General features: G+C 68.0%; 29 protein-coding genes. 16 read left to right on the forward strand and 13 right to left on the reverse strand.

The features are described from left to right. Positions 1-225: 225 nt before the first annotated feature. From AB0M45_RS27065 to AB0M45_RS27090, 6 genes are all read left to right on the forward strand, one after another. Positions 226-1,089, forward strand: a complete 864-nt coding sequence (locus tag AB0M45_RS27065) for a lytic murein transglycosylase (protein ID WP_364334996.1) — start codon at positions 226-228, stop codon at positions 1,087-1,089. A 19-nt stretch (positions 1,090-1,108) separates the two neighbouring features. Next, on the forward strand, positions 1,109-2,245 hold the full coding sequence (locus AB0M45_RS27070) for an Mrp/NBP35 family ATP-binding protein (protein ID WP_364334998.1): 1,137 nt from the start codon (positions 1,109-1,111) through the stop codon (positions 2,243-2,245). A 158-nt stretch (positions 2,246-2,403) separates the two neighbouring features. Continuing rightward, positions 2,404-2,724, forward strand: a complete 321-nt coding sequence (locus tag AB0M45_RS27075) for a DivIVA domain-containing protein (protein ID WP_040782234.1) — start codon at positions 2,404-2,406, stop codon at positions 2,722-2,724. After that, positions 2,721-3,299 carry a DNA-3-methyladenine glycosylase I gene (locus AB0M45_RS27080; RefSeq protein ID WP_364335000.1) on the forward strand — a complete coding sequence of 193 codons (579 nt, stop codon included), beginning with the start codon at positions 2,721-2,723 and terminating at the stop codon, positions 3,297-3,299. Before AB0M45_RS27075 ends, AB0M45_RS27080 begins: the two co-directional genes overlap by 4 nt. A gap of 156 nt (positions 3,300-3,455) precedes the next feature. After that, positions 3,456-3,623, forward strand: a complete 168-nt coding sequence (locus AB0M45_RS27085; protein ID WP_011211259.1) for a DUF3117 domain-containing protein — start codon at positions 3,456-3,458, stop codon at positions 3,621-3,623. A gap of 69 nt (positions 3,624-3,692) precedes the next feature. After that, entirely contained in the window at positions 3,693-4,499 is an 807-nt protein-coding gene (locus AB0M45_RS27090) for a putative RNA methyltransferase (RefSeq protein ID WP_364335003.1), read from the forward strand. 22 nt (positions 4,500-4,521) lie between these two features. On the opposite strand, the gene glgA is transcribed toward AB0M45_RS27090, so the two are convergent. Further along, positions 4,522-5,679, reverse strand: a complete 1,158-nt coding sequence (gene glgA / locus AB0M45_RS27095) for a glycogen synthase (protein WP_364335140.1) — start codon at positions 5,677-5,679, stop codon at positions 4,522-4,524. 137 nt (positions 5,680-5,816) lie between these two features. Between glgA and glgC the strand changes: the two genes are divergently transcribed. After that, positions 5,817-7,031: a glucose-1-phosphate adenylyltransferase gene (gene glgC / locus AB0M45_RS27100; protein ID WP_364335005.1), complete on the forward strand. Its 1,215-nt coding sequence runs from the start codon at positions 5,817-5,819 to the stop codon at positions 7,029-7,031. 9 nt (positions 7,032-7,040) lie between these two features. On the opposite strand, the gene AB0M45_RS27105 is transcribed toward glgC, so the two are convergent. From AB0M45_RS27105 to AB0M45_RS27115, 3 genes are all read right to left on the reverse strand, one after another. Beyond that, the gene (locus tag AB0M45_RS27105) at positions 7,041-7,283 is read right to left on the reverse strand and encodes a hypothetical protein (RefSeq protein ID WP_364335007.1); all 243 of its coding nucleotides are present in this window, start codon (positions 7,281-7,283) and stop codon (positions 7,041-7,043) included. A gap of 249 nt (positions 7,284-7,532) precedes the next feature. After that, a complete protein-coding gene (locus AB0M45_RS27110) occupies positions 7,533-7,766 on the reverse strand; it encodes a hypothetical protein (protein ID WP_364335009.1) in 234 nt (77 codons plus the stop codon). A gap of 142 nt (positions 7,767-7,908) precedes the next feature. Next, positions 7,909-8,550, reverse strand: a complete 642-nt coding sequence (locus AB0M45_RS27115) for an O-methyltransferase (protein WP_364335142.1) — start codon at positions 8,548-8,550, stop codon at positions 7,909-7,911. A gap of 278 nt (positions 8,551-8,828) precedes the next feature. Between AB0M45_RS27115 and sigE the strand changes: the two genes are divergently transcribed. The 8 genes from sigE (at position 8,829) to AB0M45_RS27155 (ending at position 15,574) form a co-directional block, all read left to right on the forward strand. Next, positions 8,829-9,476, forward strand: a complete 648-nt coding sequence (sigE, locus tag AB0M45_RS27120) for an RNA polymerase sigma factor SigE (protein WP_364335011.1) — start codon at positions 8,829-8,831, stop codon at positions 9,474-9,476. Between the two features lie 57 nt (positions 9,477-9,533). Continuing rightward, positions 9,534-9,932, forward strand: a complete 399-nt coding sequence (locus AB0M45_RS27125) for a hypothetical protein (RefSeq protein ID WP_364335013.1) — start codon at positions 9,534-9,536, stop codon at positions 9,930-9,932. A 10-nt stretch (positions 9,933-9,942) separates the two neighbouring features. After that, positions 9,943-11,475: a trypsin-like peptidase domain-containing protein gene (locus AB0M45_RS27130; protein WP_364335015.1), complete on the forward strand. Its 1,533-nt coding sequence runs from the start codon at positions 9,943-9,945 to the stop codon at positions 11,473-11,475. Between the two features lie 33 nt (positions 11,476-11,508). After that, a complete protein-coding gene (tatB, locus tag AB0M45_RS27135) occupies positions 11,509-11,925 on the forward strand; it encodes a Sec-independent protein translocase protein TatB (protein ID WP_364335017.1) in 417 nt (138 codons plus the stop codon). A gap of 52 nt (positions 11,926-11,977) precedes the next feature. Then, the gene (locus AB0M45_RS27140) at positions 11,978-12,835 is read left to right on the forward strand and encodes a hypothetical protein (RefSeq protein WP_364335019.1); all 858 of its coding nucleotides are present in this window, start codon (positions 11,978-11,980) and stop codon (positions 12,833-12,835) included. 553 nt (positions 12,836-13,388) lie between these two features. Continuing rightward, positions 13,389-13,856, forward strand: coding sequence for a hypothetical protein (locus AB0M45_RS27145; RefSeq protein WP_364335021.1), 468 nt, complete (start codon positions 13,389-13,391; stop codon positions 13,854-13,856). A gap of 86 nt (positions 13,857-13,942) precedes the next feature. Continuing rightward, on the forward strand, positions 13,943-15,019 hold the full coding sequence (locus AB0M45_RS27150; protein WP_364335023.1) for an XdhC family protein: 1,077 nt from the start codon (positions 13,943-13,945) through the stop codon (positions 15,017-15,019). Between the two features lie 222 nt (positions 15,020-15,241). Beyond that, positions 15,242-15,574 carry a hypothetical protein gene (locus tag AB0M45_RS27155; RefSeq protein WP_364335025.1) on the forward strand — a complete coding sequence of 111 codons (333 nt, stop codon included), beginning with the start codon at positions 15,242-15,244 and terminating at the stop codon, positions 15,572-15,574. Between the two features lie 81 nt (positions 15,575-15,655). On the opposite strand, the gene AB0M45_RS27160 is transcribed toward AB0M45_RS27155, so the two are convergent. The 6 genes from AB0M45_RS27160 to dapE all read right to left on the reverse strand — a co-directional run bounded on the left by AB0M45_RS27160 (position 15,656) and on the right by dapE (position 22,048). After that, complete coding sequence (locus AB0M45_RS27160; protein ID WP_364335027.1) at positions 15,656-16,594, reverse strand: glucosyl-3-phosphoglycerate synthase; 939 nt, start codon at positions 16,592-16,594, stop codon at positions 15,656-15,658. Beyond that, positions 16,591-17,475 (reverse strand): dihydropteroate synthase, encoded by an 885-nt coding sequence (folP, locus tag AB0M45_RS27165; protein ID WP_364335029.1) that lies wholly within the window; start codon positions 17,473-17,475, stop codon positions 16,591-16,593. The genes AB0M45_RS27160 and folP overlap by 4 nt, the downstream gene beginning before the upstream one ends. A gap of 206 nt (positions 17,476-17,681) precedes the next feature. Further along, entirely contained in the window at positions 17,682-19,451 is a 1,770-nt protein-coding gene (locus AB0M45_RS27170) for a long-chain-acyl-CoA synthetase (RefSeq protein WP_364335031.1), read from the reverse strand. Between the two features lie 17 nt (positions 19,452-19,468). Continuing rightward, positions 19,469-20,026, reverse strand: coding sequence for a TIGR00730 family Rossman fold protein (locus tag AB0M45_RS27175; protein ID WP_364335033.1), 558 nt, complete (start codon positions 20,024-20,026; stop codon positions 19,469-19,471). Then, the gene (locus tag AB0M45_RS27180; protein ID WP_364335035.1) at positions 20,023-20,832 is read right to left on the reverse strand and encodes a TIGR00730 family Rossman fold protein; all 810 of its coding nucleotides are present in this window, start codon (positions 20,830-20,832) and stop codon (positions 20,023-20,025) included. Before AB0M45_RS27180 ends, AB0M45_RS27175 begins: the two co-directional genes overlap by 4 nt. Before the next feature lie 112 nt (positions 20,833-20,944). Next, a complete protein-coding gene (gene dapE / locus AB0M45_RS27185) occupies positions 20,945-22,048 on the reverse strand; it encodes a succinyl-diaminopimelate desuccinylase (RefSeq protein WP_364335037.1) in 1,104 nt (367 codons plus the stop codon). 153 nt (positions 22,049-22,201) lie between these two features. Here dapE and dapD point away from each other — a divergent pair, with 153 nt between their 5' ends. After that, positions 22,202-23,149: a 2,3,4,5-tetrahydropyridine-2,6-dicarboxylate N-succinyltransferase gene (dapD, locus tag AB0M45_RS27190; protein WP_364335039.1), complete on the forward strand. Its 948-nt coding sequence runs from the start codon at positions 22,202-22,204 to the stop codon at positions 23,147-23,149. Between the two features lie 96 nt (positions 23,150-23,245). Here dapD and AB0M45_RS27195 read toward each other — a convergent pair whose 3' ends face one another. The 3 genes from AB0M45_RS27195 to AB0M45_RS27205 all read right to left on the reverse strand — a co-directional run bounded on the left by AB0M45_RS27195 (position 23,246) and on the right by AB0M45_RS27205 (position 25,734). Beyond that, positions 23,246-23,725, reverse strand: coding sequence for a hypothetical protein (locus tag AB0M45_RS27195; protein ID WP_364335041.1), 480 nt, complete (start codon positions 23,723-23,725; stop codon positions 23,246-23,248). Next, positions 23,695-24,120 carry a hypothetical protein gene (locus AB0M45_RS27200; protein WP_364335043.1) on the reverse strand — a complete coding sequence of 142 codons (426 nt, stop codon included), beginning with the start codon at positions 24,118-24,120 and terminating at the stop codon, positions 23,695-23,697. Before AB0M45_RS27200 ends, AB0M45_RS27195 begins: the two co-directional genes overlap by 31 nt. 375 nt (positions 24,121-24,495) lie before the next feature. Further along, positions 24,496-25,734, reverse strand: coding sequence for a helix-turn-helix transcriptional regulator (locus AB0M45_RS27205; RefSeq protein ID WP_364335045.1), 1,239 nt, complete (start codon positions 25,732-25,734; stop codon positions 24,496-24,498). Positions 25,735-26,389: the final 655 nt, after the last annotated feature.

The raw sequence follows: 26,389 nt of genomic DNA on the forward strand, positions 1-26,389 counted from the left end.
CAGCCCGAACCGGCCACCGAACCCGCACCGGCCCCCGCCCCTCCGCCCGGCATCACCCTGCCCTTCGGCATCGTCATCCCCCTCCCCGGACCGCCCGTGCCTCAACAGTGATTCAAACCTGCTATCAGATCACGAAGCAGTAACAAAAAGGTCTCGGGTGCGGTAACCTTCCCTTCATCCATAACGAAGGGCTCACAGCGAGCCAATTGGGAGGGTCACCACACCGTGGGGCGTCACCGCAAACAACCGCCCGCCACTGTCAGGCGGAGCTCCGTTATCGCATTGACCGGACTGGTTCCCGCTGGACTCGTAACCGTCACCTCCGCCTCCGATGTCAGCGGCGCCGCTCCCCTTGCGGTCGCGGTCCAGACACCGGAAGACGATCTGGACGCACACGGCGCCAGACCTCAGACCGCGGAACCCCTGGCCGCTGCGGAATTCGTCGCTCACGCAATGGCGAAGGCGGCGCCCACCGCCGCGCCGATAGTGAAAAGCGTTGCGCTGGCGAGCGATCGGCAACGCGCCGCGTTGCCCGCGGGGCCGATGGGCATTCCCGGCGTAGCCGTCGCGGCATACCAGAACGCGGAACGCATTCTGGCCGCGGAGAATCCCGTGTGCGGCATGCCGTGGTCACTGCTGGCCGGCATCGGGCGAGTCGAGTCCACCCACGCGTTCGGCGGCAAAGCCGATGCCGACGGCAACCCGCTGAGCCCGGTCTACGGCCCGGTGCTCGACGGTTCGCTGTCCGGTAACCAGGTGATCAGGGACTCCGACGACGGCGCGCTGGACGGCCTGGCCGGTTACGACCGCGCGACGGGCCCGATGCAGTTCCTGCCGCAAACCTGGAAGCGCTACGCGGCCGATGGCAACGGCGACGGCATCGCCGATCCGCAGAACCTCTTCGACGCCGCGCTGACCGCGGGGAGGTACCTCTGTGACGGCGGTTTGAACATGCGCGATCCGGCTCAGCGGTCCAAGGCGATCCTGCGCTACAACCACTCCATGGCCTACGTCACGAAAGTCATGTCCTGGGCGACCTCCTACAGCACGGAGGCCGCACCACGGGCCGGAGAAGTGCCCAAAGTTTGACACGCCTAAAATTTCTGCCATGCCAGTGCTGACGGAATCGGATGTGCGGGGAGCCCTCGCGAAGGTCGACGACCCGGAGATCCGCAAACCGATCACCGAGCTGGGCATGGTGAAAAGCGTCGCGATCGGCGCCGACAGCGATGTCCACGTGGAGATCTACCTGACGACGGCGGGCTGCCCCCTGCGCACCGAGATCACGCAGCGGGTCACCAAGGCCATCGCCGACGTGCCCGGTGTGGGCGCGGTGACCGTCGACCTCGACGTGATGAACGACGAGCAGCGCACCGCGCTACGCAAGCAGCTGCGCGGCGACTCGGCCGACCCGGTCATCCCGTTCGCCCAGCCGGGCTCGCTGACCCGCGTCTACGCGGTCGCCTCCGGCAAGGGCGGGGTCGGGAAATCCAGCGTCACGGTGAACCTGGCCGCCGCCATGGCCGCACGCGGCTTGTCGGTCGGTGTGCTGGACGCGGACATCTACGGCCACTCCATTCCGCGCATGCTTGGCACCGACGCCAGGCCGACGCAGGTCGAGCGGATGATCATGCCGCCCGTCGCGCACGACGTGAAGATGATCTCGATCGCGCAGTTCACCCAGGGCAACACCCCCGTGGTGTGGCGCGGCCCCATGCTGCACCGGGCGTTGCAGCAGTTCCTCGCCGACGTGTTCTGGGGCGACCTGGACATCCTGCTGCTCGACCTGCCGCCGGGCACCGGCGACGTCGCCATCTCCATCGCGCAGCTGATCCCCGGCGCGGAGATCCTGGTCGTCACCACCCCGCAGCCCGCAGCCGCCGAGGTGGCGGAGCGGGCGGGCGCCATCGCGCTGCAGACCCGCCAGCGCATCGCGGGCGTAGTGGAGAACATGTCCTGGCTGGACCTACCGGACGGCACCAGGATGGACCTGTACGGCTCCGGCGGCGGACAAGCGGTCGCCGACCGCCTGACCCGCGCGGTCGGCGCCTCCGTGCCGCTGCTCGGCCAGATCCCGATCGAACAGGCCCTGCGCGAAGCAGGCGACGAGGGCACCCCCATCGTGCTGCGCGACCCGGATAACCCGGCCGCCAAGGCACTGCTCGAGGTCGCCGACAAACTCGCGGTCCGCCGCCGCGGCCTGGCCGGTATGTCACTCGGCATCGACACCACCCGCCACCTGTAACGCCACCGCCCGGTCATAACCGCCGCGTGCGAAGAGCCACAGCGGGTCCACTCCGCACGACCACACCGGTGAGCGCGGTCGGAGTCCCCGGCTCGGACGCGAGCCACAGAGGGGGCCGCGAACACGCGGCGCCGCAGGCGCTGCAAAAATTACCCAGCATGCTCACGATGCTGCTGTACGTGCTGATCGTCGGCTTGGTCGCCGCGGTGCTGTTCCTGCTCGCCAGTGCGGTGTTCGGGCGGTCGGAGGAGCTGGGTCCGCTGCCGGAGGGGACGACCGCCACCGTGCTGCCCGTCGAGGGGATCACCGGGGCCGACGTGCGCGCTCTGCGCTTCCAGCAGGTGCTGCGGGGATACAAGGCCGGTGAGGTGGACTGGGCGCTGGCCAGGCTGGCCGCCCGGATCGACGAGTTGCAGCATCAGCTGGCCGAGGCGCAGGCCGCGCGGTGGCAGACGCCGATCGCGCCGGAGTCGAAATGACGGTGCCCGCCGACGATGGCCTGGTCCGCTGTGCGTGGCCGCTGGAAACCCAGCTGTACCGGGACTATCACGATTACGAGTGGGGCAAGCCGCTGCACGGCAACGACGCGCTGTTCGAGCGGTTGTGTCTAGAGGCGTTTCAGTCCGGCCTGTCCTGGCTGACCATCCTGCGCAAACGCCCCGCCTTCCGGTCGGCGTTCGCCGGATTCTCGATCGAGCGCGTCGCGGAGTTCGGCGACGCCGACGTCGCCCGGCTGATGACCGACGCCGGCATCGTCCGCAACCGGCTCAAGATCGAGGCGGCCATCGCCAACGCCAGGGTCGCGCGGCGCCTGGACATCGGCTTGGACCAGTTGCTCTGGTCGTTCGCCCCGCCGCAGCGCCCGCGGCCACGCACCGGCGCCGATGTGCCCGCGACCACACCCGAATCCGTCGCTATGGCAAAAGAATTGAAACGTCGCGGATTCCGCTTCGTCGGCCCGACGACGGCCTACGCGCTGATGCAGGCGACCGGAATGGTTGATGATCACCTGGCCGATTGCTGGGTCGGCAGCGAGGTGTCCGGCACCGGCTGACCGGTCAGTTTTCGAACTCAGCTATCCGTCCACATCGGCGATAGGGAAGAATGGGACGGGTGTAGCTCGCCAAACGCCGGCGGGCTACCTGGTTGGTGACAACTGGAGTTCCAAGAAAGTGCGCAGCATACCGCGCAGATCTGGAGGGAGCAGAGGATGGCGGCCATGAAGCCCCGCACCGGGGACGGTCCCCTCGAGGCAACCAAAGAAGGGCGTGGAATCGTTATGCGGGTTCCACTCGAGGGTGGCGGGCGTCTGGTCGTCGAACTCACGCCGGACGAGGCGGCGGCACTCGGAGACGAGCTGAAGAGCGTCACCAGCTGAGTGGCCCAGGCTGAGCACTCGGCTCTCGCCGTTGCCGCCGGTCTCCTGGCCTGCCCCGAATGTGTGCGGGTGCACCGGAACGCACCGGCGCTCGCTCTCGAACCGCGGGACCGGGCGCTGCGCTGTGCGCGCGGGCACAGCTTCGACGTCGCCAGGCAGGGCTATGTCAGTCTGCTGACCGGCGCGTCCACCAAGATGACCGGCGACACCGCGGCCATGCTCGACGCACGCGCCGCCTTCCAGACGGGGGGACACTTCGCGCCGATCGCCGATGCGGTGACGCATGCCGTCACGGCGCGTCGGACCGACGGCGCGGTGCTGGAAGTCGGCGCGGGCACGGGCTACTACCTCGCTCAGGTGCTCGACGCTGCTCCCCTGGCCGTCGGCATCGCGCTGGACGTGGCCAAACCGGCCGTCCGGCGCTGCGCTCGCGCCCATTCGCGCGCCGCTGCGGTGCTGGCCGACGCCTGGCTCGGATTGCCGATTCGCGACGGCGCGCTCGACAGCGTGCTGTCGGTATTCGCGCCGCGCAATCCCGGCGAGGTCGCCAGGGTGCTCGCCGACGACGGCCGCTTCGTCGTTGCCACACCCACCGAACGTCACCTCGGCGAGTTGGTCGGGCCGCTGGACTTGGTGCGCGTCGACCCGGACAAGGACCGCAGGCTCGACGCCGCGATGACGGGATACTTCGAGCCAGTCGAACAGACCCTGGTCGAGTATCCGATGGAGCTCCCCAGAGCCGATGTCGCGAACGTCGTGGGCATGGGGCCGTCCGCGCATCACGCGGCCACCGAGGCCGCGCGTCTGGCGCGGTTGCCAGAGAGCATCGAGGTAACCGCGTCGGTGGTGGTCGGCACCTACCGCCCGGCGGCCTGACCGCCGCTATCTCGGCGGTGACTCAGCCCTTGCTTACCTTGTCGTAGATCTCGACCGTCCGCGCCGCGATCCGCGACCAGTCGAACTCGGAGACCGCGCGTGCGCGGCCCGCTGCACCGAACTCGGCGGCCAGCACGGGGTCACCGGCGACTTCGTTGACAGCGTCGGCCAGCGCGCGCTCATAGTCCTCGGCGGCGCCCGCGTCGTAGTGCACCAGTCGTCCATTGCGACCGTCCGCCACGACTTCGGGGATACCTCCGACGTCGGAGGCGACCACCGCCGTCGCGCACGCCATCGCCTCCAAGTTGACGATGCCCAGCGGTTCGTACACCGACGGGCACACGAACACCGACGCGGCGGCCAGGATCTGCCGGATCTGCTCGGTCGGCAGCATCTCGCGAACCCAGAACACCGTGCCGCGCCGCCGCTGCAATTCCTGCACCGCCGCGGTGGTCTCCTCGGCGAGCTCCGGCGTGTCCGGCGCGCCCGCGCACAGCACGAGCTGGATGTCGGGATCGAAGTCGCGGGCGGCGGCCAGCAGATGGCCCACGCCCTTCTGCCGGGTGATACGACCGACGAACGCCACGATCGGCCGGTCCGTACGCACACCCAGCTCGGCGAGCACCGACGGGGAGTCCTCGGACGGCGCGCCGGGATGCCAGATGCCCCCGTCGATGCCGTTGTGCACCACATGCACCCGGGCCGGGTCGACGGACGGGTAGGCGTCCAGTACGTCGCGGCGCATGCCCTCGCTGACCGCGATGATCGCGTCGGCGTGCTCGACCGCGTTGCGCTCCGACCACGACGAGATCCGGTATCCGCCGCCGAGTTGCTCGGCCTTCCACGGCCTGCGCGGTTCCAGCGAATGCGCGGTCAGTACATGCGGGACGCCGTAGAGAGTGCCGGCCAGGTGCCCGGCCAGGCCGGTGTACCAGGTGTGCGAGTGCACCACGTCCACCTCGCCCACGGCGTCGGCCATCCGCAGCTGCGTGGACATCATCTGCACCGCGGCGTTGGCGGCGTAGAGCGACGGATCCGGTTGGTGCACCACGGCATCCGTACGCGTGGCGCCCATGCAGTGCACGGTCACCTGGCACAGGTGACGCAGATGCGCCGTCAGCTGCGTGACATGCACCCCGGCCCCGCCGTACACCTCGGGTGGGTACTCACGGGTCAGCATCGCGACCCGAAGCCGGTCCCGCTCGCCGGAATCCACCGACGCGCGTCCGCCATCCGTGCCGAAACTCACCGATTCAAACTAGACGTTCCACTGCTCATGGGCCACTCACTACCGCTTTACCCGGTAGTTTGGCAGATGTGAGGAGCCAGCCGCACGTACTAGGAATCGTGCTCGCCGGTGGCGAGGGCAAGCGACTCTTTCCACTCACGGCCGACCGCGCCAAGCCCGCCGTCCCTTTCGGTGGCGCCTACCGCCTCATCGATTTCGTGCTCAGCAATCTGGTCAACGCGGGGTTCCTGCGGTTGTGCGTACTCACCCAGTACAAGTCGCACTCGCTGGACCGGCACATCTCGCAGACGTGGAGGCTGTCCGGTTTCGCGGGCGAGTACATCACCCCGGTGCCCGCGCAGCAGCGGCTCGGGCCGCGCTGGTACACCGGCAGCGCGGACGCGATCATGCAGTCGCTGAACCTGATCTACGACGAGGACCCGGACTACATCGTGGTGTTCGGCGCCGACCACGTGTACCGCATGGACCCGGAGCAGATGGTGCGCCACCACATCGATTCCGGCGCCGGTGTGACCGTGGCCGGCATCCGGGTGCCGCGCAGCCAGGCGAGCGCCTTCGGCTGCATCGACAGCGACGAGTCCGGCCGGATCACCCAGTTCCTGGAGAAGCCCCCGCATCCGCCGGGCACCCCGGACGACCCGAACGTCACGTTCGCGTCCATGGGCAACTACGTCTTCACCACCAAGGTGCTGGTGGATTCGATCAAGGCGGACGCGGACAACGCCGACTCCGACCACGACATGGGCGGCGACATCATCCCGTCGCTGGTGGCCGCGGGGCAGGCGGGCGTCTACGACTTCGCCGACAACGACGTGCCGGGCGCCACCGACCGCGACCGCGGCTACTGGCGTGACGTCGGCACCATCGACGCGTTCTACGACGCGCACATGGATCTGGTGTCGGTGCACCCGGTGTTCAACCTCTACAACAAGCACTGGCCCATCCGAGGCGCGGCCGAGAACCTCCCACCGGCCAAGTTCGCCCAGGGCGGGCTGGCCCAGGAGTGCATCGTCGGCGCGGGCAGCATCCTGTCCGCCGCCACGGTGCGCAATTCGGTGCTCAGCGCGAATGTCATGGTCGACGACGGCGCCACCGTCGAAGGTTGCGTGCTCATGCCCGGCGTCCGGATCGGTCGCGGCGCGGTGGTGCGGCGCGCCATCCTGGACAAGAACGTAGTCGTCGGCGAGGGCGAGATCATCGGCGTGGACCTGTCGCGCGACCGCGGCCGGTTCGCCGTCAGCAACGGCGGCGTGGTGACGGTCGGCAAAGGCGTCTGGGTCTGACTGGTACGGCTAAAGACGCGGAGAGGCGGGAGAGCCCGGCTCAGGGGCCGGGGGGCCGATGCAGAAGGGCGCGCACGGGCCCGGGGTACGCGGGACGGTTGTCTTGGAGGCGTCGCCGAAATCGGCGGTGCTGACCAGATAGACCGCCAGCACTGCGAACAACAGCACCGCGGCGAAGGCCACCATCGTCCGGCCCCAGTGGATCGGACGTGGGCGACGCTCGTCCTCGTCCCACAGGAACATCATCATCACGGCACCGCACCCTCTTCCGGACCCGCTCCGACTATGACCCCACCAGTATCCTGTTCACGCGCTCTCTGCAGAAGCATGCGCCGAGCCGTGGCCGTACGGAGCCAGATTCGCAAACTCGCTCTCGTGGGCGAGCAATTTCATTTGCCATGCGCCACGGGCATCAGACCCGAGCAGGTCCGGAAAGTACTCCACGGCAAGCACATACGAGTGGATCCGGCCGCGGAAGAAGACGGCTCGGCGCCTTGACGGCTACGGTCCGGGCGGGGCCACCGTTTGCGTGCAGAACGGCTCGCAAGGCCCCTGCGTCGGAGTGACTTTGGCGGGCCCGGTGTCGAAATCGGTATTGCTGACCACGATCAGCACCAAGACGGCTCCCAGCAGCACCAACGCGAGAGCCAGCATGGTCGGCCGCAGCCAACTCGACCGACGCTCCGTGACGACATGCCCCATGGCACCCATCTCGATGGCATCCAATTCACGCATAACCGATAACCTCGCTGACTTGTTTCTCAGCGCATACCCGCGATTCTTCCGCGAAAACGACTCTGCGCGTGGGGACTATCGTCCAGACGGGTGACGGTGTGGCACTGCTCGCCGAGCAATTACCGCGGAGAGGCGGGGAGCATCACCAGCCGCGCGAGGCACAAAGCAATCCGTCACCGACCGGAATCAGCACACAGGTGAGTTCGGGATTCTCCGCGATGGCGCGGGTGGCGGCGCGCACCGCCTGAGTGGCCGGGTCGCGCTGTGCCGGGTCGGGCACCCGGCCGCCCAGCAGCGCGTTGTGCAGCAGAATGGCCCCGCCGGTGCGCAGTAATCGCACCGCTTGGGCGACGTACTCCGGATGCTCCAGCGGCGCGGCATCGATGAAGACGAGATCGTAGGCGCCGTCGGCCAGCCGCGGCAGCACGTCGAGCGCACGCCCGTTGATCAGGCGGGTTCGCGCGGGCGGGATGTCCGCGGCGCGGAACGCCTCCTTGGCCGCGCGCTGGTGTTCCGGCTCCGAATCGATGGTGGTCAGCGTGCCGTCCTCACGCATGCCGTCGAGCAACCACAGCCCGCTGATGCCCGCGCCGGTGCCGACCTCGACCACCGCCCGCGCGCCGAGCAACTGCGCGTACATGCTCAGCAGCGCGCCCACCGATGGCGGCACGGGCGCCACGCCGAGTTCGGTGGCCCGCTCGCGCGCGCTGACGAGGATCTCGTCTTCCACGACGGATTCCTCCACGTAAGCGAGATTTCGCTCCAGATTCGATGCCACGGGTATGAGGCTAACGCCGGGCGGGTGGTCTCGGCGTTCTGTACAACACGCGCCGCCACCAATTCCACGGCCATTTTTCTCAGGTGTCCCTCAGGATCTCCATAACCCGGCCATATCAGGACCAGAAAGAGTATGGGCAACGCAAGACCACGACCGTGTATTAACACAGGACGCGGGAACAACGACATACAGGTTGTCGGTTGTATCCGTACGTGACGGTCCTAGACCCGGACCCGAGCGAGTACCTGCCTGTGCGGTCCCTAGTAGGAGGTAGCCCCATCCACATGGTCGATGCGGCGCGTGAGTACGCCACCTTGCCCGAGCAGATTCTGCCTGTCGAAGCCGACCCCGCCGAGCTCACCGGGACTGCCGCCTTCGATGCCACCGGTGACCGGTCCGCCATGCCGTCGTGGGACGAACTCGTCCGCGAGCATGCCGACCGGGTCTACCGCTTGGCCTATCGCCTCTCCGGCGACGCCCAGGACGCGGAGGACCTCACTCAGGAGACGTTCATCCGGGTGTTCCGTTCGCTGTCGAGTTACCAACCGGGCACGTTCGAGGGCTGGCTGCACCGCATCACCACCAACCTGTTCCTGGACATGGTCCGCCGCCGCAACCGGATCAGGATGGAAGCGCTGCCCGAGGACTACGACCGGGTGCCCGCCGAGGGGCCCGGCCCCGAGCAGGCATATCACGACGCCCGCCTGGATCCCGACCTGCAATCCGCCTTGGATTCGCTCGCGCCGGAGTTCCGCGCGGCCGTGGTCCTGTGTGACATCGAGGGCCTGTCCTACGAGGAGATCGGCGCTACGCTCGGCGTGAAACTGGGCACTGTGCGCAGTCGGATCCACCGTGGGCGGCAGGCACTGCGCGACTACCTTGCGCATAATGGAAGTGAGCAGCGGTTCGCCGCTGAAATGAACATAGGGTGATTCGTCGGAAGCCGGCATCGCCCCACAGTCGATGTCGGTTGGAAGGGTGAGCACCGAATGAGTGGCGACTTCAGTACGTCCGGTCGTCGTCCGCCTCGCTTTCGCCCCACCGAACACCTGGCGAGTGAGGCGATCGCGGCGTATGTGGACGGCGAACTGCGGATGAACGCGTACCTGCGCGCCGCTCAGCACCTTTCGCTGTGCCCGGAATGCGCGGCGGAAGTCGACGCCCAGCAACAGGCCCGCATCGCATTGCGGCATGCGGGCAACGTCGCGATTCCCACCGGACTGCACGACAGCTTGACCAGGATTCCGCTCGGGGAATTGCCGGGTGGCGCGTCCAGCGCGCGGACCCCCACGTCAGGCGCCGGCCAGACCTCCCGTAACGACGCGGTTTTCGGTTTTCTGACCGATTCGTTCACCGCGACTCGGTGGACAACCTGGTGGCGCAAGTAGAGTTTTCCGAGTGACCACCGAATCGACGAATTCTGGATCGGCCGACACCTCGGATTCGGCGGCCAACCGCGGGAATCTCCGTCCACCGGACGCGCCCGTGCTCGGCCCGCGACCGGTCTACCGGCCCCATGTCGACACGCACACCGCACGCGCCTTCCGCAGGCCGTCCGGGCTGTCCGGTTCGTTCGCCGAACCGCCGGTCCGCACCGCGGGCGCGGCACGGAGTGGCCCCGAACCGCAGAACCGTCCACCCGACGCGGTGCTGGCCGAGGCGTTCGGCCGCCCCGAGGGTTCCACCGAGCTGCTGCAGCGCGATCCCGATGCCGCCGGCGGCATCGGCCCCATCGCGGGTCCCGCCGACCCGTGGCGTGATCCCGACGCCGTCGCGCGCCTGGGCGCCCCCGCGGTGCCAACGCCCAAGCCGCAGCCTCTCGCCCGAGCCGAGAAGCTCAGCGCGCGCGAGGTGCTGTTCGGCGACCGTGTCGCCCCCAAGGCGCTGGCATTGCTCGCACTGGTCGCGCTGGTCGTCGGCCTGCTCGGCGGGCTGGTCGGCAGGCTGACCGCGGAAACCGCCTCGACGCTCACCTCGCGCAAGGTCACCCTGGAGCAGACCGGCGACGGCGATCGGCCGCACGGCCTCATCGCGCAGGTCGCGAACGCGGTGCTGCCCTCCGTCGTCTCGATCCGGGTCACCGTCGGCGACAACGGCGCCACCGGTTCCGGCGTGGTCATCGATGGCGGCGGCTACATCGTCACGAACAACCACGTCATATCGATGGCCGCCCAGGACAAGAGCAACCGTGCGGCGATTCAGGTGCAGTTCTCCGACGGCACCCGGGTGCCCGCCCAGGTCGTCGGCCGCGACCCGAAGACCGACCTGGCCGTGCTGAAGGTCGATGTGAAGAATCTCACCGTCGCCCAGCTCGGAAAGTCGGGCGACGTCCAAGTCGGCGACGATGTACTGGCCATCGGCTCGCCGCTCGGCCTGAGCAAGACGGTCACCTCCGGCATCGTCAGCGCCCTGCATCGCCCGGTGAAGCTGGAGGGCGAGGGCAGCGACACGAAGGCCGTTATCGACGCGGTGCAGACCGACGCGTCGATCAACCCGGGTAACTCCGGTGGCGCGCTGGTGGACATGGATGGCCGGGTCATCGGTATCAACACCGCCATCCGCAGCGAGACCGGCGGTTCGGTCGGCCTCGGCTTCGCCATCCCGGTGGACATGATGACCGAGGTCGTACAGACATTGATCCGCGACGGCGTCGTACATCACTCGATCATCGGACTGAGCGCGCGAACCAAGCAGGTGGCCAACGAGGTCATGAGCGGCGCGGCGGTGGCCGACGTCACGCCCAGCGGTCCCGCCGCCAAGGCGGGGATCGTGGAGGGTGACGTGATCGTCAAGGTCGGCGACCGCGAGGTCACCGGTCCGGACGAGCTGGTGGTCGCGGTGCAGTCGCACGAGATCGGGGAGACGGTGAACGTGCAGTTGATCCGCGATGGCAGGCAGGTGGACGTGCCTGTGACGCTGGAATCCGACTGACCCGCCGACCGGATCGCCGGGTAGCCTGATTACGTGTTCAGCAACATCGGCTGGAGCGAGATGGTCATCCTGCTCGTCGCCGCCCTCGTGATTCTCGGCCCGGAGCGTCTGCCCGGTGCCGTGCGCTGGACCACGCGCAGCCTACGGCAGGTGCGCGACTACGCGAGCGGCGCCACCTCGCAACTGCGCCAGGAACTCGGGCCGGAATTCGACGATCTGCGCAAGCCGCTGGCCGACCTGAACGAACTGCGCGGCATGACTCCGCGCGCGATGGTGACCAAACATCTTCTCAATGGCGACGATTCGCTGTTCAAGGATTTCAACAGCGCACTGCCCGATCCGAAGGACTTGTACAGCACGAACAGCGGTATGCCGGACTACCCGATGCCGAAGTTGGATAAGCCGTTGGAGCGCAACGAACGTCCTCCGATCGACTCCGACGCCACCTGATCCGTCAAGAAGTCTAGACACCATGCGGTGTTCAGCTGTCTAGACTTCGCACATGTCGGCCGATGACGTGGCGCGCGTGTTCGCGATCGAGGACAAGGTCGAGCGACTGAAGGCGGCCACCGACGGGGTGGCGGCGGCCCAGCAGACCATCAACGAACTAACCAGGATTCGGCGTGCCGTGATCCGCGAACTCCATGCCGAAGGCTGGACGTTCGCCAGAATCGGTGCCGCGGCGGGCCTTTCCCGCGCCCGCATCCACCAGGTGAGTACGCAGGGGCCCGCGCCGGAAGGACTGTTCTTCGGGCATGGTTCACTCACCGTGCTCGTCCCGGAGGTGCGCGCTGGGCGGGTGATCGGCGCACCGGATCCGGCCGCGCCGCAGCGACTAGCCGAACTACTCCGCGAACTCGGCTTCACGGCCGCGGTCGAGCATTTCCTCCCGGGCCGCCCGGTCGACTTGCGACGCGACGGATTGATCGTGCTCGGCGGCCCCGAACTATCCCCCAGCCTGCGCCAATTGGTCACCGCCGACCCGCGACTGCGCCGCGCGGTGGCCAGAGTGGGCGATACGCGCCGGGGAATCGAGGACCGGGCGGCCCGGCGGGTGTACCGGCCGGGCGGCCCGGAACCGCACGACATCGCCTATCTGGCCAGGCTTCCGCGGCCCGACGGCCGCGGCACCGTCCTGATGATCGACGGCATGCACCCGCCCGGCTCGCTCGGCGCCATCCGCCTGCTCGCCACCCGGCTGGCCACGCTGCACGAGCGAGCGAGCAATCACCTGTTCTCGGTGTTGATCGCCTGCCGCTTCGACCGTGCCACCGGCGAACCACTCGAGGCCGAACTACTCACGCCGGTTTATCGCCACGACCCCGAAAACCGCTCGTCCATATCGGGTCTGCGCCGCTGAGCCGCGGCACGTCCGGACCAACTGCCCTGACTCCAGGGCCATCGGCCGGGTCGGCACCGAATTCCCAGGGGCGTTGGCGCGATTCGGCGAGCAGACCGAATACCGAAGGGCTTGGTGGCGCTCGCACGGCTAGCACGGCGGTTTTCGGCGTGCTTCTCGGACACCGTGATTCGACCCGGTCGCCTCCGTTCACATGCGCACAGGAGCGGTCGGATGTGGGCACACAAAGGAATTCAGCAAACTGCCCGCCACACAAAATGCCGGGCGCACACCATCGGCGATCGCCAACGGCAAAGCACAGACGCACAGTCTTCGATACTCCATGCAGTGACAAGCGGCCTGCTCAACCGCATCTGTCGAGCCGGTGCCGACGCCGCGCCCAGGTGTGGCGCTGGTCACTCGACCTGCCGATGCCACGTTCCCGCGGAGCTGGCTAAAATAGCTGAAAGATAACGCGCGAGCCGCTCGACCCCGTGGTGCCTGCCGAGACCGACGCGCCCTATCTCCCCGCTCCGCCAAACGGACGTGCGAGGCGTCCGGCAAGGAGGAAATAGTGAATCCGCTTCTGCTCATCGGTGCCGCCATCCTGGTGATGGGGCTGCTCGTCCTGGTCGCCACCATGCTGCTGCGGCCGACGTCGTCGCGCACCCACGTCTCCGTGGCCGAACTCCAAGCCCGGCTCGCGAAAGAGCATGAGGACGCGTCACCCGCGCCGGAGAGTTCCGAGAACGACGAAACGGTGTCCGACGACGACTCGCGGACGGATGGCACGACGCGTCTGACCATGCCAGCGGTACGTCGTCAGCTCCCCTACCCGATCGCGGATAACGACGGCACGAAGAGCGAACCCACGTCGACGACGAGCGACGACGGCACGACGAGCGAACCCGCGTCCGCGACGAGCGACGACAGCACGACGAGCGACCCGGAGTCCGCCACGGCCGACGATGTGGACCCCGCGCAGGCGCAACGAAGGGCCGCCGCCGCGGAGATGCTGCGCCGCATAGCGTCCGCGTCGTAACTACGCTGGCGGTACGGCGGAAACTCGCCGTCCGTCTCGGGCCCGACGCGCTCCGGCCGGACCCGCTCGGAGAGGACCGGTTCCTGGTGCGCGCGATACTCGGGCAATTGATCACCCTGCTGCCGCACGAGCCCGTCGCGCTGGCACGCGTAGTAGAGACCACGGGGGCACGCCCCCGCGAGCCGGGCGCGGCGATGATCGTCACCGGGTCCGGTGACGTCCACGGCTCGCTGTCCGGCGGGTGCGTCGAGGCCGCGGTCGCCGCGTCGGCGCACGAGGTGCTGGCGGTCGGGCGGGCGGTAGCCGACAGGTTCGGCTACGCCGACGCCGACGGGCTCACGGTGGGGTTGACCTGCGGCGGCGAGATCGAAGTATTCGTCGAGCGGATCTCCCGGGAGCGGCTGCCCCTGCTCTCGGCGCTCCAGCGCCGGATCGATGACGGCGCCCCGGTGGCCTCGGCCACCACTTTGGACGCCACGCCGGAATGGAAACTTCTGCCGCCCGGGGATACCGATCCGTGGCACGGCGTGGATCGCGACGCGCGGGCACTGCTCGACGCGGGCCGCAGCGGCGTGGTGGGCGCCGATGAGTGCGCGCCGCACGGCTCGCCGCGGCCACGGACGTTCGTGCAGGTCTTCGCGGCGCCGGCGCGCATGATCCTGGCGGGTGCCAACGATTTCGTGCGAGCGCTCAGCCGCACCGGCCGCCAGCTCGGCTATCGGGTCACCGTGGTGGACGCCCGGGAAACCTTCGCCACCGCCGCCCGCTTCCCTTCCGCCCACGAGGTGGTAGTGGACTGGCCGCATCGGTACCTGCGCTCGGAGCTGCTGGCCGGGCGGATCGACCATCGCACCGTGGTCTGCGTGCTCACTCATGACGCCAAGTTCGACGTGCCGGCCCTGGCCACGGCACTGGCCTTCCCGCGAATCGGCTTCGTCGGCGCCCTCGGTTCGCGCCGGACCCATGCCGAGCGCATCGTCAGGCTACGGGACTCCGGAGTCACCGAAGAACAGCTAGCCCGGCTGAAGAGCCCGATGGGACTGGACCTGAACGCACGGACGCCGGACGAGACGGCCATCTCGATCGCCGCACAGATTCTGGCCGAACGCGGCGGCGCGTCCGCCCGTCCGCTGGACCGAACCGACGGTCCCATCCACCGCTGAGGCGCTCGAAGCCTCTTTCCGCAAGGGGGATTGGATCCCGATTTGCCGGGAATACCCCGGCCAAGCCAGCCGGTCGCGTGGCGCGCTTCGCTCCCACTTGCACGCCGTGCCCGTTCGGCCCACACTAGATTTGCTGAAAGTTAACTAGATCAGGTGACGGTGCGTTGCGCTTCGGCCCCGCCACGCTCTGCCCGGCCCGCCCTACCGAGAGGAGAAAGCGCCGTGACCGCCACCCAGATCGCCGTACTCTGCTCGCTCGCGGGCGCCGCAAGTCTGGTCGCCACCATCGGTCTGCTGCACGGTCCGGCGACCCGGCGGCGCCGAGTCGGCGTCGCCGAGCACGGAATCGCGGAGCAGGTCGCTCCCCTGCTGCCGACCTGTCCGATCGGTCGGCCCCAGCAACTGCCCACCGAACCGTTGACCGTGGCGGAGGCACACGAACTCATGCAGCGCCACCGGATCTGCGAGCCCTCGGAATGCGTCTACAAGAACGCGGCTTTCCGGACTCTGATCGAAGCCGGGTACATGCGCGACCCGCGGGCCAACGGGGCCTGACCGGAACACCGGCTTTCCGGCGTCATCGCCCACGCCGCGGGTACCGGCACGACGCCGAATCCGGCCGTCTATCGCGGCGGCTCAGGCCGCCGCCCACGCGGGCCGCAAAGTGTTCATCGGGGGACGATCGATCAGCGACACTTCGGTGCTGTGCGCGGTGAATGCATCGCCGATCAGCGGGAATTGGGTCAGCGCCGCGCCGGAGTCCTGAACGCCGCTGCGGCCGAGCACAGTGCCGAGGATCTGGCGGCTCATCACCCCGAGATCAGCCAGCGGCCGGTTCCGATGCGTACGAACGCCCAGGTTGACCTGGCCGATCGCGGACATCCCGAGCCGGTCGTAGGTGTCCAGCAGCAACCCGATCTCCACGCCGTAGCCGGGGGCGAACGGCACCGAGGTGAGCAATTCCCTGGTGCCCGCGTACTCGCCGCCCAGCGGCTGCAAAACCTGCGACAACTCAGGCCGCAGCGCCGCCAGCAGCGGGCGCGCGACCAGTTCGGTGACCCGTCCGCCACCGTGCGCGTCCACCGCGCCGCCCTGCCGCAGCGGCCTGCGGTAGTACGCCTTGGCCAGGTGCATATCGTCCACCGTGAGCAGCGGGCCGAGCAATTTCGGCACAAAGGCCGGGTCGGGGTCGATCAGATCGGAGTCGACGAAGGCGATGAGGTCGCCGCTGGTCACCGCCAGCGAGCGCCACAGCACCTCGCCCTTGCCGGGAACCGGGTCCAGCTCGGGCACCGCCTGCTCGCGGCTGATCACCTCGGCGCCCGCCGCGCGAGCCCGCTCCGCGGTGGCGTCGGTGGAACCGGAATCGAGCACGATCAGCTCGTCGACGAGCGTGCCGAGCAGCGGCCGGATGCTGGCCACCACGTCGGCCACGGTCCGCTCTTCGTTCAGCGCGGGCAGCACCACCGACACGGTGCGTCCGGCTTTGGCGGCGACGAGTTCGTCCACCGTCCAGTTCGGGGTGTCCCAGGTATTGGTCGTCGCCCAAGCGGGCTCGAAGGGTTGAAATGTCATGCCAGACCTCGCAAGGTTCGTGCGGGGGGCCGGATGCCCTGGATCGCGGCGATCATGTCCACGACCCGCCGGGTCGCGGCGACTTCGTGAACACGAAAGACTCGGGCGCCGGCCGCCGCCGACCATGCTGTTGCCGCCAACGTGCCCTCCAGCCGCTCGGACAGACCGACACCTAGAGTCTCCCCGATGAAATCCTTGTTGCTCAGCGCCATCAAGACTGGCCATCCGGTATTTACAAGAACGTCGACTCCGCGCAACAGTTCGAGCCCGTGATAGGTGTTCTTGCCGAAATCGTGGGTCGGGTCGATCAGAATCGAATCCTCCCGCACGCCCGCCGCGAGCGCGTTCTCGGCGGCGCGGACCACCGTCTCGGTGACCTCGTTCACCACGTCGGCGTAACGGACCCGATGCGGCCTGGTGCGCGGCACCGCGCCACCGGTGTGGCTGCACACCACGCCCGCGCCGTGCGCCGCGGCCACCGGGACCAGCTCCGGGTCGGCCCCCGCCCAGGTGTCATTGATCAGATCCGCGCCTTCTCGCACCGCGGCCAGCGCCACCTCGGCGCGCCAGGTGTCGACGCTGATCAGTAGCTCGGGGTATTGCGTGCGGATTGCCGCGACGAAAGGCACGACCCGGCGCGTTTCCTCGGCCGCGTCGACCAGATCCCCTGGCCCGGCCTTCACACCGCCGATGTCGACCAGGTCGGCGCCCTCGTCCACCGCCCGCGCGACGGCGTCCATGGCCGCCGCGTCGGTGAAAGTGGCGCCGCGGTCGTAGAACGAGTCCGGGGTGCGATTCACGATCGCCATCACCAGCGCCCGGTCCGTCGCCACCGGCCGGCCGCACAGCATGGGAAACCGCGCCGGAATCGAGCTGAACATGGCTAGTCCGCCTCTCCGAGTATTCAGGCCGTACAAGTCGGGTGGCGCACCAGTTGCGTTCAGGTCCTACGTTGAGTGTCGCTTGGGTTTTGGGCGTACCCGGCGAGTTACCCATGTCCTCACGAAATCAGCTGCCCCTTCCGAGCGGAACGGTGGCGGCACGAGTGTGATGGGAGACCGCCACAGTTCGTTTTCGGTAAATGCTGTCAAATCTTAGGTGCGCGGCCTGCGGCGACGGCGGCGGGGTAATCGTCGTAGGCGGGGACGTAGCCCTCGGTGCGTCCGGCGAGGACGTACAGGGTGCTGTCCGGGTCCGGGGTGTAGCCCTGCTGGCGAAGTTCGACCTTGCGGCTTTTGAACGTGGAGGTGTGTTCCAGTTCCGGGACGACGCGGACGAACAGGGGGACGGCATATCCGGGGAGCTGTTCGTAGGCATGCTTCGCCAGCGCGGCCGGGTCGAACTCGGCGCCGGGGTCCAGCGTCACGGCGGCCATGCCCGCCTTGCCGTCGGTTCCGGGGATGTCCACGCCGTAGACCACGGCCTGGGCGATCGGCTCCGCCTTGCTCAGCACGCCCTCCACTTCGGTGGTCGCCACGTTCTCGCCCTTCCAGCGGAACGTATCGCCGAGCCGGTCCACGAACGCGATGTGATGCCAGCCCTGATCGCGCACCAGATCGCCGGTGTCGAACCAGACGTCGCCCGCCTCGAAGCCGTCGCGCACGAGCTTGGCCTCGGAGGCGGCCTTGTCGGTGTAACCGTCGAAGGGGGCGCGATCGGTCACTTTGGCCAGCAGCAGCCCGACGCCGCCGGTGCCCACCCGGCGCAGCCGCCCGTTGTTGTCCCGCTTGGCCTTTCCGGTCTCGTCGTCGTACTCGACCACGGCATACGGCAGTGGGCTGAACCCCGCGGTGCGGTCGACGCCGAAGACGTTGGCGAATCCGGTATTCGCCTCGCTGGCACCGTAGAACTCCACGATCCGCTCGATGCCGAACCGGGATTCGAACTCGTCCCACAGCTCCGGGCGCAGTCCGTTGCCGACGACGAGCCGGACCAAGTGCTGCCGATCGGTTGGTTTGGCAGGCTGGTTGAGCAGGTAGCGGCACAACTCGCCGATGTAGACGAAGGCCGTCGCCTGTTCCCGAATGACCTCGTCCCAGAACCGCGACGCGGAAAATCCCTGCCCGAGGGCTAATGCGCCGCCGGAGGCGAACACCGCAGACAACGCGACGGTGACGGCGTTGTTGTGATAGAGCGGCAGGCAGCAGTACAGGGTGTCGTCGCCGCGCAAGCGAATACCGAGACCGCCGAACCCGGCCATGCACTTGGCCCAGCGCAGATGGGTCATCACGCTGGCCTTCGGCAGGCCCGTGGTGCCGGAGGTGAAGATGAGGAACGCGCGCTCGCGCGCGGTGACCTCGGCGCAACTCGGCGGGTCGGTATCGTCGGCGCTCTCGGCCGCCCGCTGCAGCTCGTCGGCCGCCAGGAGGTTGCCGGGTGGTTCGGACAGCGAGCCGATCGCTTCCGCGCATTCCGCGCCGACCACGTTCAGCACGCTGCCGAGCAAGCCGAAACTGTGGGCGAGTACCTGCTCGCGCTGGTGGTGGTTGAGCAAACCGACGGTGGCGCCGAGTTTCACTGTGGCCAGCACGACGAAAAGCGTCTCCGGCCGGTTGGTCATCAGCACGCCGACCACGTCGCCGCGCCGCACACCGCGCGCCGCCAGCACGCTCGCATAGCGGTTCACCTGGGCGTTGGCCTCGCCGTAGGTGTATGTCGCGCCCTCGAACCGCAGGAACGGACGATCCGGATGGCGATGGGCACTGCGCTGGAAGTACAGCCCGATCGAGGACTTGGACTCCGGCTTCACCAGGATCCCCCGCGCGCTGCGCAGCATGCCCGGCACGTCCAGTGCGATAGCGGGCAGATTGCGGACGATATCGGCCAGACTCACCGTCGAGCGTGCGTCGCTACTCACGTCTTCAGTTCTCCTCGTCAAGCGGTACGCGGCGCCTCCAGTGCCGCGAACGCGGACGGGAGATCGGTCACCACGGTAATCCGGGACATCGCTGTCTGGGGCACGAACTTTCGGTCGTACAACTCATCCAGCCAGGAGAACAACCCGCGAAAGAATCCATTGGGATCCAGCACAATAACCGGCTTCTCATGCTGTCCCAGATAGCCGCCGGTCCACGTCTCGAAGAACTCCTCCAGCGTGCCGATGCCGCCGGGCAGGGTGAGGAAGGCGTCGGCGCGGTCCTCCATCACCTGCTTGCGCTGGCGCATCGTGTCGGTGACCACGAGCTCGTCGGCGTCGACGTCGGCGACCTCGCGGTGCACCAGGTGTTTCGGGATGACGCCGATGGTCTTCGCGCCACCGGCACGTGCCGCGGTGGCCACCGCGCCCATCATCGAGACGTGACCGCCGCCGGACACCAATTGCCAGCCGCGCCGGGCGATTTCGGTGCCTACCCGGGCGGCCAGCGAGAGGTGGTCCGGGTCGGTGGTGCTCGCCGAGCAGTAGACGCAGACGGCGAAGGGCTGGTCGTTCACCACTCGTCCTCCGTACCGATCGCGTCCTCGGCGCCGCCTGCCTCCACGTTGGCCTGGATGATGCTCACGACCTCCTCGACACTGTCGGTCACATGCAGCAGGCCGAGGTCACCAGGCGAGATCTTGCCGGAGCCACCGAGTGAATCCCGCAGCCAGTCGACCAGCCCGGCCCAGTACCTGCTGCCGAACAGGATGATCGGGAAACGGGTGATCTTGCGGGTCTGCACCAAAGTCAGTGCCTCGAACAACTCGTCGAGCGTGCCGAAACCGCCGGGCAGGCAGATGAACGCCTGGGAGTACTTCACGAACATCGTCTTGCGGACGAAGAAGTAGCGGAAGTTGATGCCCAGATCCACCCACTCGTTGAGGCTCTGCTCGAACGGCAACTCGATGCCGAGGCCGATGGAGTAGCCGCCCGCCTCGCAGGCGCCGCGGTTGGCCGCCTCCATCGCGCCGGGCCCGCCGCCGGTGATCACCGCGAAACCGGCCCGCGCCAGCGCGGCGCCGATCGCCCGGCCCGCCTGGTATTCGGGATGGTCGGCCGACGTGCGTGCGGAACCGAAGACGGTCACCGCGCGGGGCACCTCCGCGAGCGCACCGAATCCCTCGACGAACTCGGCTTGGATGCGCAGCACGCGCCAGGGGTCGGTGTGTACCCAGTCCGTGTCGCCGCGCTGATCCAGCAGATTCCGGTCGGCGGTGCCGAGGCCGTCTTTGCGGTCGCGGCGGAACATGATCGGCCCCCGGAACTTCGCTGTCGACTTCGGCTTGGTGGTGACCTCGGGGTCGGCGGCGTCGGTGGACATGCGTTCCACGCTACCGTCCGGAAACGATCACACACTGGCTGGACGTGAGAAGTCGCCCGGCGTTCAGCCGGGCGCAGCGATGGCGAGACGCATCCGCAATCTGCGCGTTCGGCTATCCCGCGGTGCCGGTCAGGTAGTTGCGCAGCATGGCGGTGACGGCCGTGATCTGGTCCACCGGGACGTGCTCGTCACGCTTGTGCGCGAGGTTGGGGTCGCCGGGACCGAAGTTGACGGCGGGGATGCCGCGGGCGGCGAACCGGGAGACGTCGGTCCAGCCGTACTTGGCGCGCACGCCGCCGCCACCGTGCCGCTGCACCGAGGCGATGAGGTCCTTGGCGGCCGGTGCGGTCAGCCCCGGCAGCGCGCCGGGTGCGGCGTCGGTCACGTCGAAGGAGAGCTCGAGTCCGTCGAAGACCCCGCGCACGTGCTCGATCGCTTGGTCCACGCTGCGGTCGGGGGCGAAACGGAAGTTGACGTCCACCTCGGCGACATCCGGCACCACATTGCCCGCCACACCGCCCGCGACGCGGACCGCGGACAGCCCCTCGCGATAGACGCAGCCGTCGATGTCCACCTCACGCGCACGGTACCCGGCCAGCCGTTGCAGGATCGGAGCCAATCGGTGAATCGCGTTGTCGCCCAGCCAGGCTCGCGCCGAATGCGCCCGCACGCCCGAGGTGCCAAGCCGGACCCGCAGCGTGCCTTGGCAACCCGCTTCGATCCAACCGGCGGACGGTTCGCCGAGCACCGCGAGATCGCCGGTGAGCCAGTCGGGCAGATCACGCTCGATGTGGCCGAGCCCGTTGAACTCCGCGGCGATCTCCTCGCCGTCGTAGAAGATCAGGGTCAGATCGTGCACCGCATCGGCGACCGTCGCGGCCAGGTGCAGGAACACCGCGTCGCCGGATTTCATGTCCACCGTGCCGCAGCCGTAGAGCACCCGCTCGCCCAGCGGGTTCACGCCGAAGCGTCCGGGCACGTTGTCGGCGATCGGCACGGTGTCCAGGTGCCCGGCCAGGATCACCCGGGTCGGCAGCCCGCGATTCGTGCGCGCCAGCACCACGTTCCCGTGCCGCAGCACCTCGAACCCCACCGTCTGCTCCCGCAACGCCCGCTCCACGACGTCCGCGATGTCCGCCTCCCCCAGCGAAACGCTCGGTATGTCGACAAGCGCGGCGGTCAGCGTGATCGGGTCGGCATGCAGGTCGATGGTCACGCCCTTCACCCTACGGCGGTCGCCCGGCCGCGCCCGTCACCACATGTTGCATCGAGCAGACACCCACACCCCAGACCGACTGACAGCCGTACAGAGCGTGCGGACCGGAGCAGCCGCACGCCCGTTCGACGCGGGTGGGTAACCTCTAGTGACGTGAGCATCCAGGGAGCAGCAGCAGTCGGTATCGCCAACGTGACCGCGGACGGAACCGTGCTGGACACGTGGTACCCGAACCCGCAGCTGGGCGAGTTCTCCGAGAGCGGCACCAAGCGACTGGACGACGCGCCCGCCGAGTACGCGGCGCTGCTCGGCTTCGACGACGCGCGCGGGGTCGACGTGATCGCGGTGCGCACCACGATCGCCGACCTGTCCGCCGCACCGGTCGACGCGCACGATGTCTACCTGCGCCTGCACCTGCTCTCGCATCGCCTGGTCAAGCCGCACGAGCTGAACCTGGACGGCCAGTTCGGCCTGCTGACCAACGTGGTGTGGACCAACCACGGCCCCGCCGCGGTGGAGGGATTCGAGACCACCCGCGCCAAGCTGCGCGCCCGCGGCCCGGTCACGGTGTACAGCGTCGACAAGTTCCCCCGCATGGTCGACTACGTGCTGCCCTCGGGTGTGCGCATCGGCGACGCCGACCGCGTCCGCCTCGGCGCGCACCTCGCTTCCGGGACCACCGTCATGCACGAGGGCTTCGTGAACTTCAACGCGGGCACCCTCGGCGCGTCCATGGTCGAGGGCCGCATCTCCGCGGGCGTCGTGGTCGGCGACGGCTCCGACATCGGCGGCGGCGCGTCCACCATGGGCACGCTCTCCGGTGGCGGCACCACCGTGATCTCCATCGGCGAGCGCTCGCTGCTCGGCGCGAACTCCGGCCTCGGCATCCCGCTCGGCAACGACTGCGTCGTAGAGGCGGGCCTTTACCTGACCGCGGGCACCAAGGTCGCCACCCCCGACGGCACCGTGATCAAGGCCGCCGAACTGTCCGGCCGCGACAACCTCCTGTTCCGCCGCAATTCCACCACCGGCGCGGTCGAGGTGGTCCCCCGCAAGGGCACCGGCATCGAACTCAACGCCGACTTGCATGCGAACGACTGAGCGGTCTTGGGGACGCCGGGAGACCTGTTCGCCAGATCAGCAGCGTCCCCGGAAACCGCGCAGTGCGTAATTGCTACTCGCTTGCCGACGCGTTTACTACTGCTTCGGGTTGTCCGCGAAGACCTCGTCGAGGCTGTCGGCGGTGACGGCCCGGTCTATCCAGGTGTTGATCTGGTCAAGATCAACGCACTCGGCAATGCGGCTGGCGGTCGCCTCGGACATGGTGAAGCCGCGCGTCCGCAGGATCCGCAACAACGCGGCGGCCTCACCTTCGGCGCGCCCTTCGGCCTTGCCCCGGGAGTAGTAACGCCGGGCGAACTCGCTCTTGTATTCGTAGGTGCCGGTCGTCATGAGGCTCTCCAAGAAGTGCCGGGCCGCCTTTGGGAGAACAGCCATTACCAGGTCAATGTACAGATCGCCGTTGGCCGCGTCGACCATGGTTTCGGCGAGAGTGGTCAGGATGGCATCGCGTTCAGGATGATGCCGATGCGCGATCGCAGACAGTACTGCCAACTCGGGATTGGTGGCGGCAGTCGAGGCATCAGTCACCACCGGCACGTCGGCCGGGCCCAGCACGACAGGGTCAGGATGCATCCCGGCGCGATGAGGATGGGGCGACGGCACCGCACTGCCGTGTTGTCGCTCGGGCACATCACCAACAGCATGGTTGCGCAGCGCAGCCGGGCACGCAGTGTGGTCAGGTAGACCGGCCAGCTCCAGAACTTGTCGCCGTCTGGCCGCAACTGAACTTCGATGATCACCGCGAGGGCGGGATCGGCCCCATTGGCCAGGACTACGACGGCGTCTGCCCGGTACTCGGTCGGGTCGATGTCGGGGAAATCGCCGGATTCCAGTCGGGCATGGTCGAATTCAGGTAGCGGGGTGTCCAGCGCGAGTGCCAATAGGTCGGCGGCCAGTCGCGGGCGTTGCCGGAACAGGTCGATGATCACCTCGTGCAGGACGGTGGGCATGCGGGCACGGTACCCATGCCCACCGACAGGAAATCATGGGCGGGGTGATCCAGCGGTGGCGAGGAGTTCCATTGCGCTGTATCGGATTTCGCGTTCGTCGGCGGGCGAGAAGAACCAGCTGGATGGTCAGCTCAGCTGCCACCATCCCGACCTGGACCATGCGCCGGTCGAACACCACGAAACAGCGCTACCGGTCCATCGAGAGCCGAGGGTGATCAAGCAGCGCTAGCCATGCGGCGGCCCATGGGAAGCGGTTGATGTATTCGCTGCCTGTTTTCGGCTCGTGTGGTGAATCTTCGGTCAGCATGGTCACGCCCCACTCTGAGAGCTTGCGTACTGCCTCTTGCACGGCAGGGAAGCTGAGCAGTGCTCGGCTCACGAAAGGCACTGCCACGACGGGTAGTCCGCGTCCGACCGCTTCGACCAGCAGTCCGAGTGGCTCTGACGCAGTTCCTCGCCCACCGCGTCGACGGCATCGTTGGTCGTCCACTTGGCGGACATCTCGCGGTGGAGGACTCGAATGAATCTGGTCAGCCTGGAGCCTGGCGTCGCTCCGGCGACTCGCAGTGCGTCTGACGCTCGCCGGCAAGCGGCTTCGGGTTCACCGGAACCTGCCAGCGCGCATGCCAATTCCGCGACGTACCAGGTAGCCCACTCGGAGGTGAGTATGTCGGGATCGAACCCCGCCAAGCCTCGGTTGAGCGATGCGACGGCCTTGTCCCACTGCCGAGCCAGGCGATATGCCAAGCCGCGCTGCATTTCGATGAACGAGTCGGAGTAGAAGTATTGGGCGTCGGGCTGCTCGGGATCGCCTCGCGCTACGAGTTCGGCGGCCTTATCGAGTTTGGCTTCCATCGCGTCGAGATCACCCTCGATCGCATGTCCACGGCCTTCCTGCTGAACGGCCAGCGCGAGGACTGCAGGGGTCAGTGCGTCGCGATCACGCTGTGCGGCTCGGGACAAGCCGAGCATCGGGCCGATCTCGCCCGCCATCCACGCGACATGACCTCGCATCGACAGCGCTGTGGAGTGCATGTCCCGGTTGCCGCTCTCGGCAGCCAGTTCCAGCGCCGCGCGATAGTGCTGGACTGCGGCGGCATGGTTTCCGAGGTTGGCATGGAGCCACCCGGTGAACTGCTGCCATCCGGCGGCGACGTCGACCATATCGGCGCGAGCCGACTTCCGAGCCTCGATGGCTAGCGCTGATGCTACAGGGGTTTGCCGCACTCCCAGCGGCAGAACCAGTTTGGACCCGACCTGGTCTTCCAGCCGTCGAGTCTCCGAAAGCAGTTCCGAAAGATCCTTGACCAACGCGCGATCGATGTAGCGCCGCTCCGCCGATGCAGCTGACTCACGCAAGCGCAACAAATTCGACTGATCGACGTCGGTTGCCGCGGCAACCAGACTCTCATAGATGGCCGCGAGTGCCCCGTCGGATTCGAGGACGCGATCAAGTTTCCGAACGATGTCCGCCGGGGGTTTGCGACGGCCGTTCTCGAAACCCGAGAGCGCGCCAGGGTCATAGTTGAGGCGGCGCGCCAATTCCCTAACCGACAGACCCGCCTGCAATCGAAGCCGTCGCAGCTCGGCTCCGAAAGCTTCCCAGTTCTCCACCCGGCCCCCTCTCCCGACCGCCCTGAGCAGCGTTGCAGCATCGACGAATCATTCGGCAACGCCTTGGCCACAGTGCAACGCTAGCGCGAATTCCATGCTCGCAGGACGCTTCTGGCAGCCCCGCCGCCGGGTTGATCCGAACCTTCATCGGATTCCCCGGCGGTGGGTGCTCACCACTTTGGAGCGATCAGGAAGTAGGGGTTCGGGATGGGCAGAAGACGCACTCACGGCGAGCGCAACTCGCGCAACTCGTTCTACCGACGCGGCCACCGGAAGCCGTGGATGACCTCCGTCGAACTTCGGAAGGCGTGAAGTGATGGGGTTCAATTGGTCGGGAAGACGAGCCGGACGAAACGTCCCCGCAGGCGATCATCGACCGGGTGCAGGCCGAGTGGCAGCCCAGCGCCAACGTTTCCACGCTGACGATGCGCGGCCCGACGACACCGGGATGTGGCCACACGCTGGGCCGCACGAGGCACCCGGCCACCCACTCAGCGTGCCCGAAGCGCACGCCACCATGCAGCGCCATCGGGGATGCCGTGTACAGGACTGCCCGCGTAAGGCAGCAGCACGGCAAACGCTGATCGAGGCGGGACGTATGAGGCCGGACACGTCACGGGAGTACTGATTGATATCCGCCGTCTATCGCTGGGCG

The organism is Nocardia sp. NPDC051787, from assembly GCF_040681325.1.
In the GTDB taxonomy this organism is placed as follows: Bacteria; Actinomycetota; Actinomycetes; order Mycobacteriales; family Mycobacteriaceae; genus Nocardia.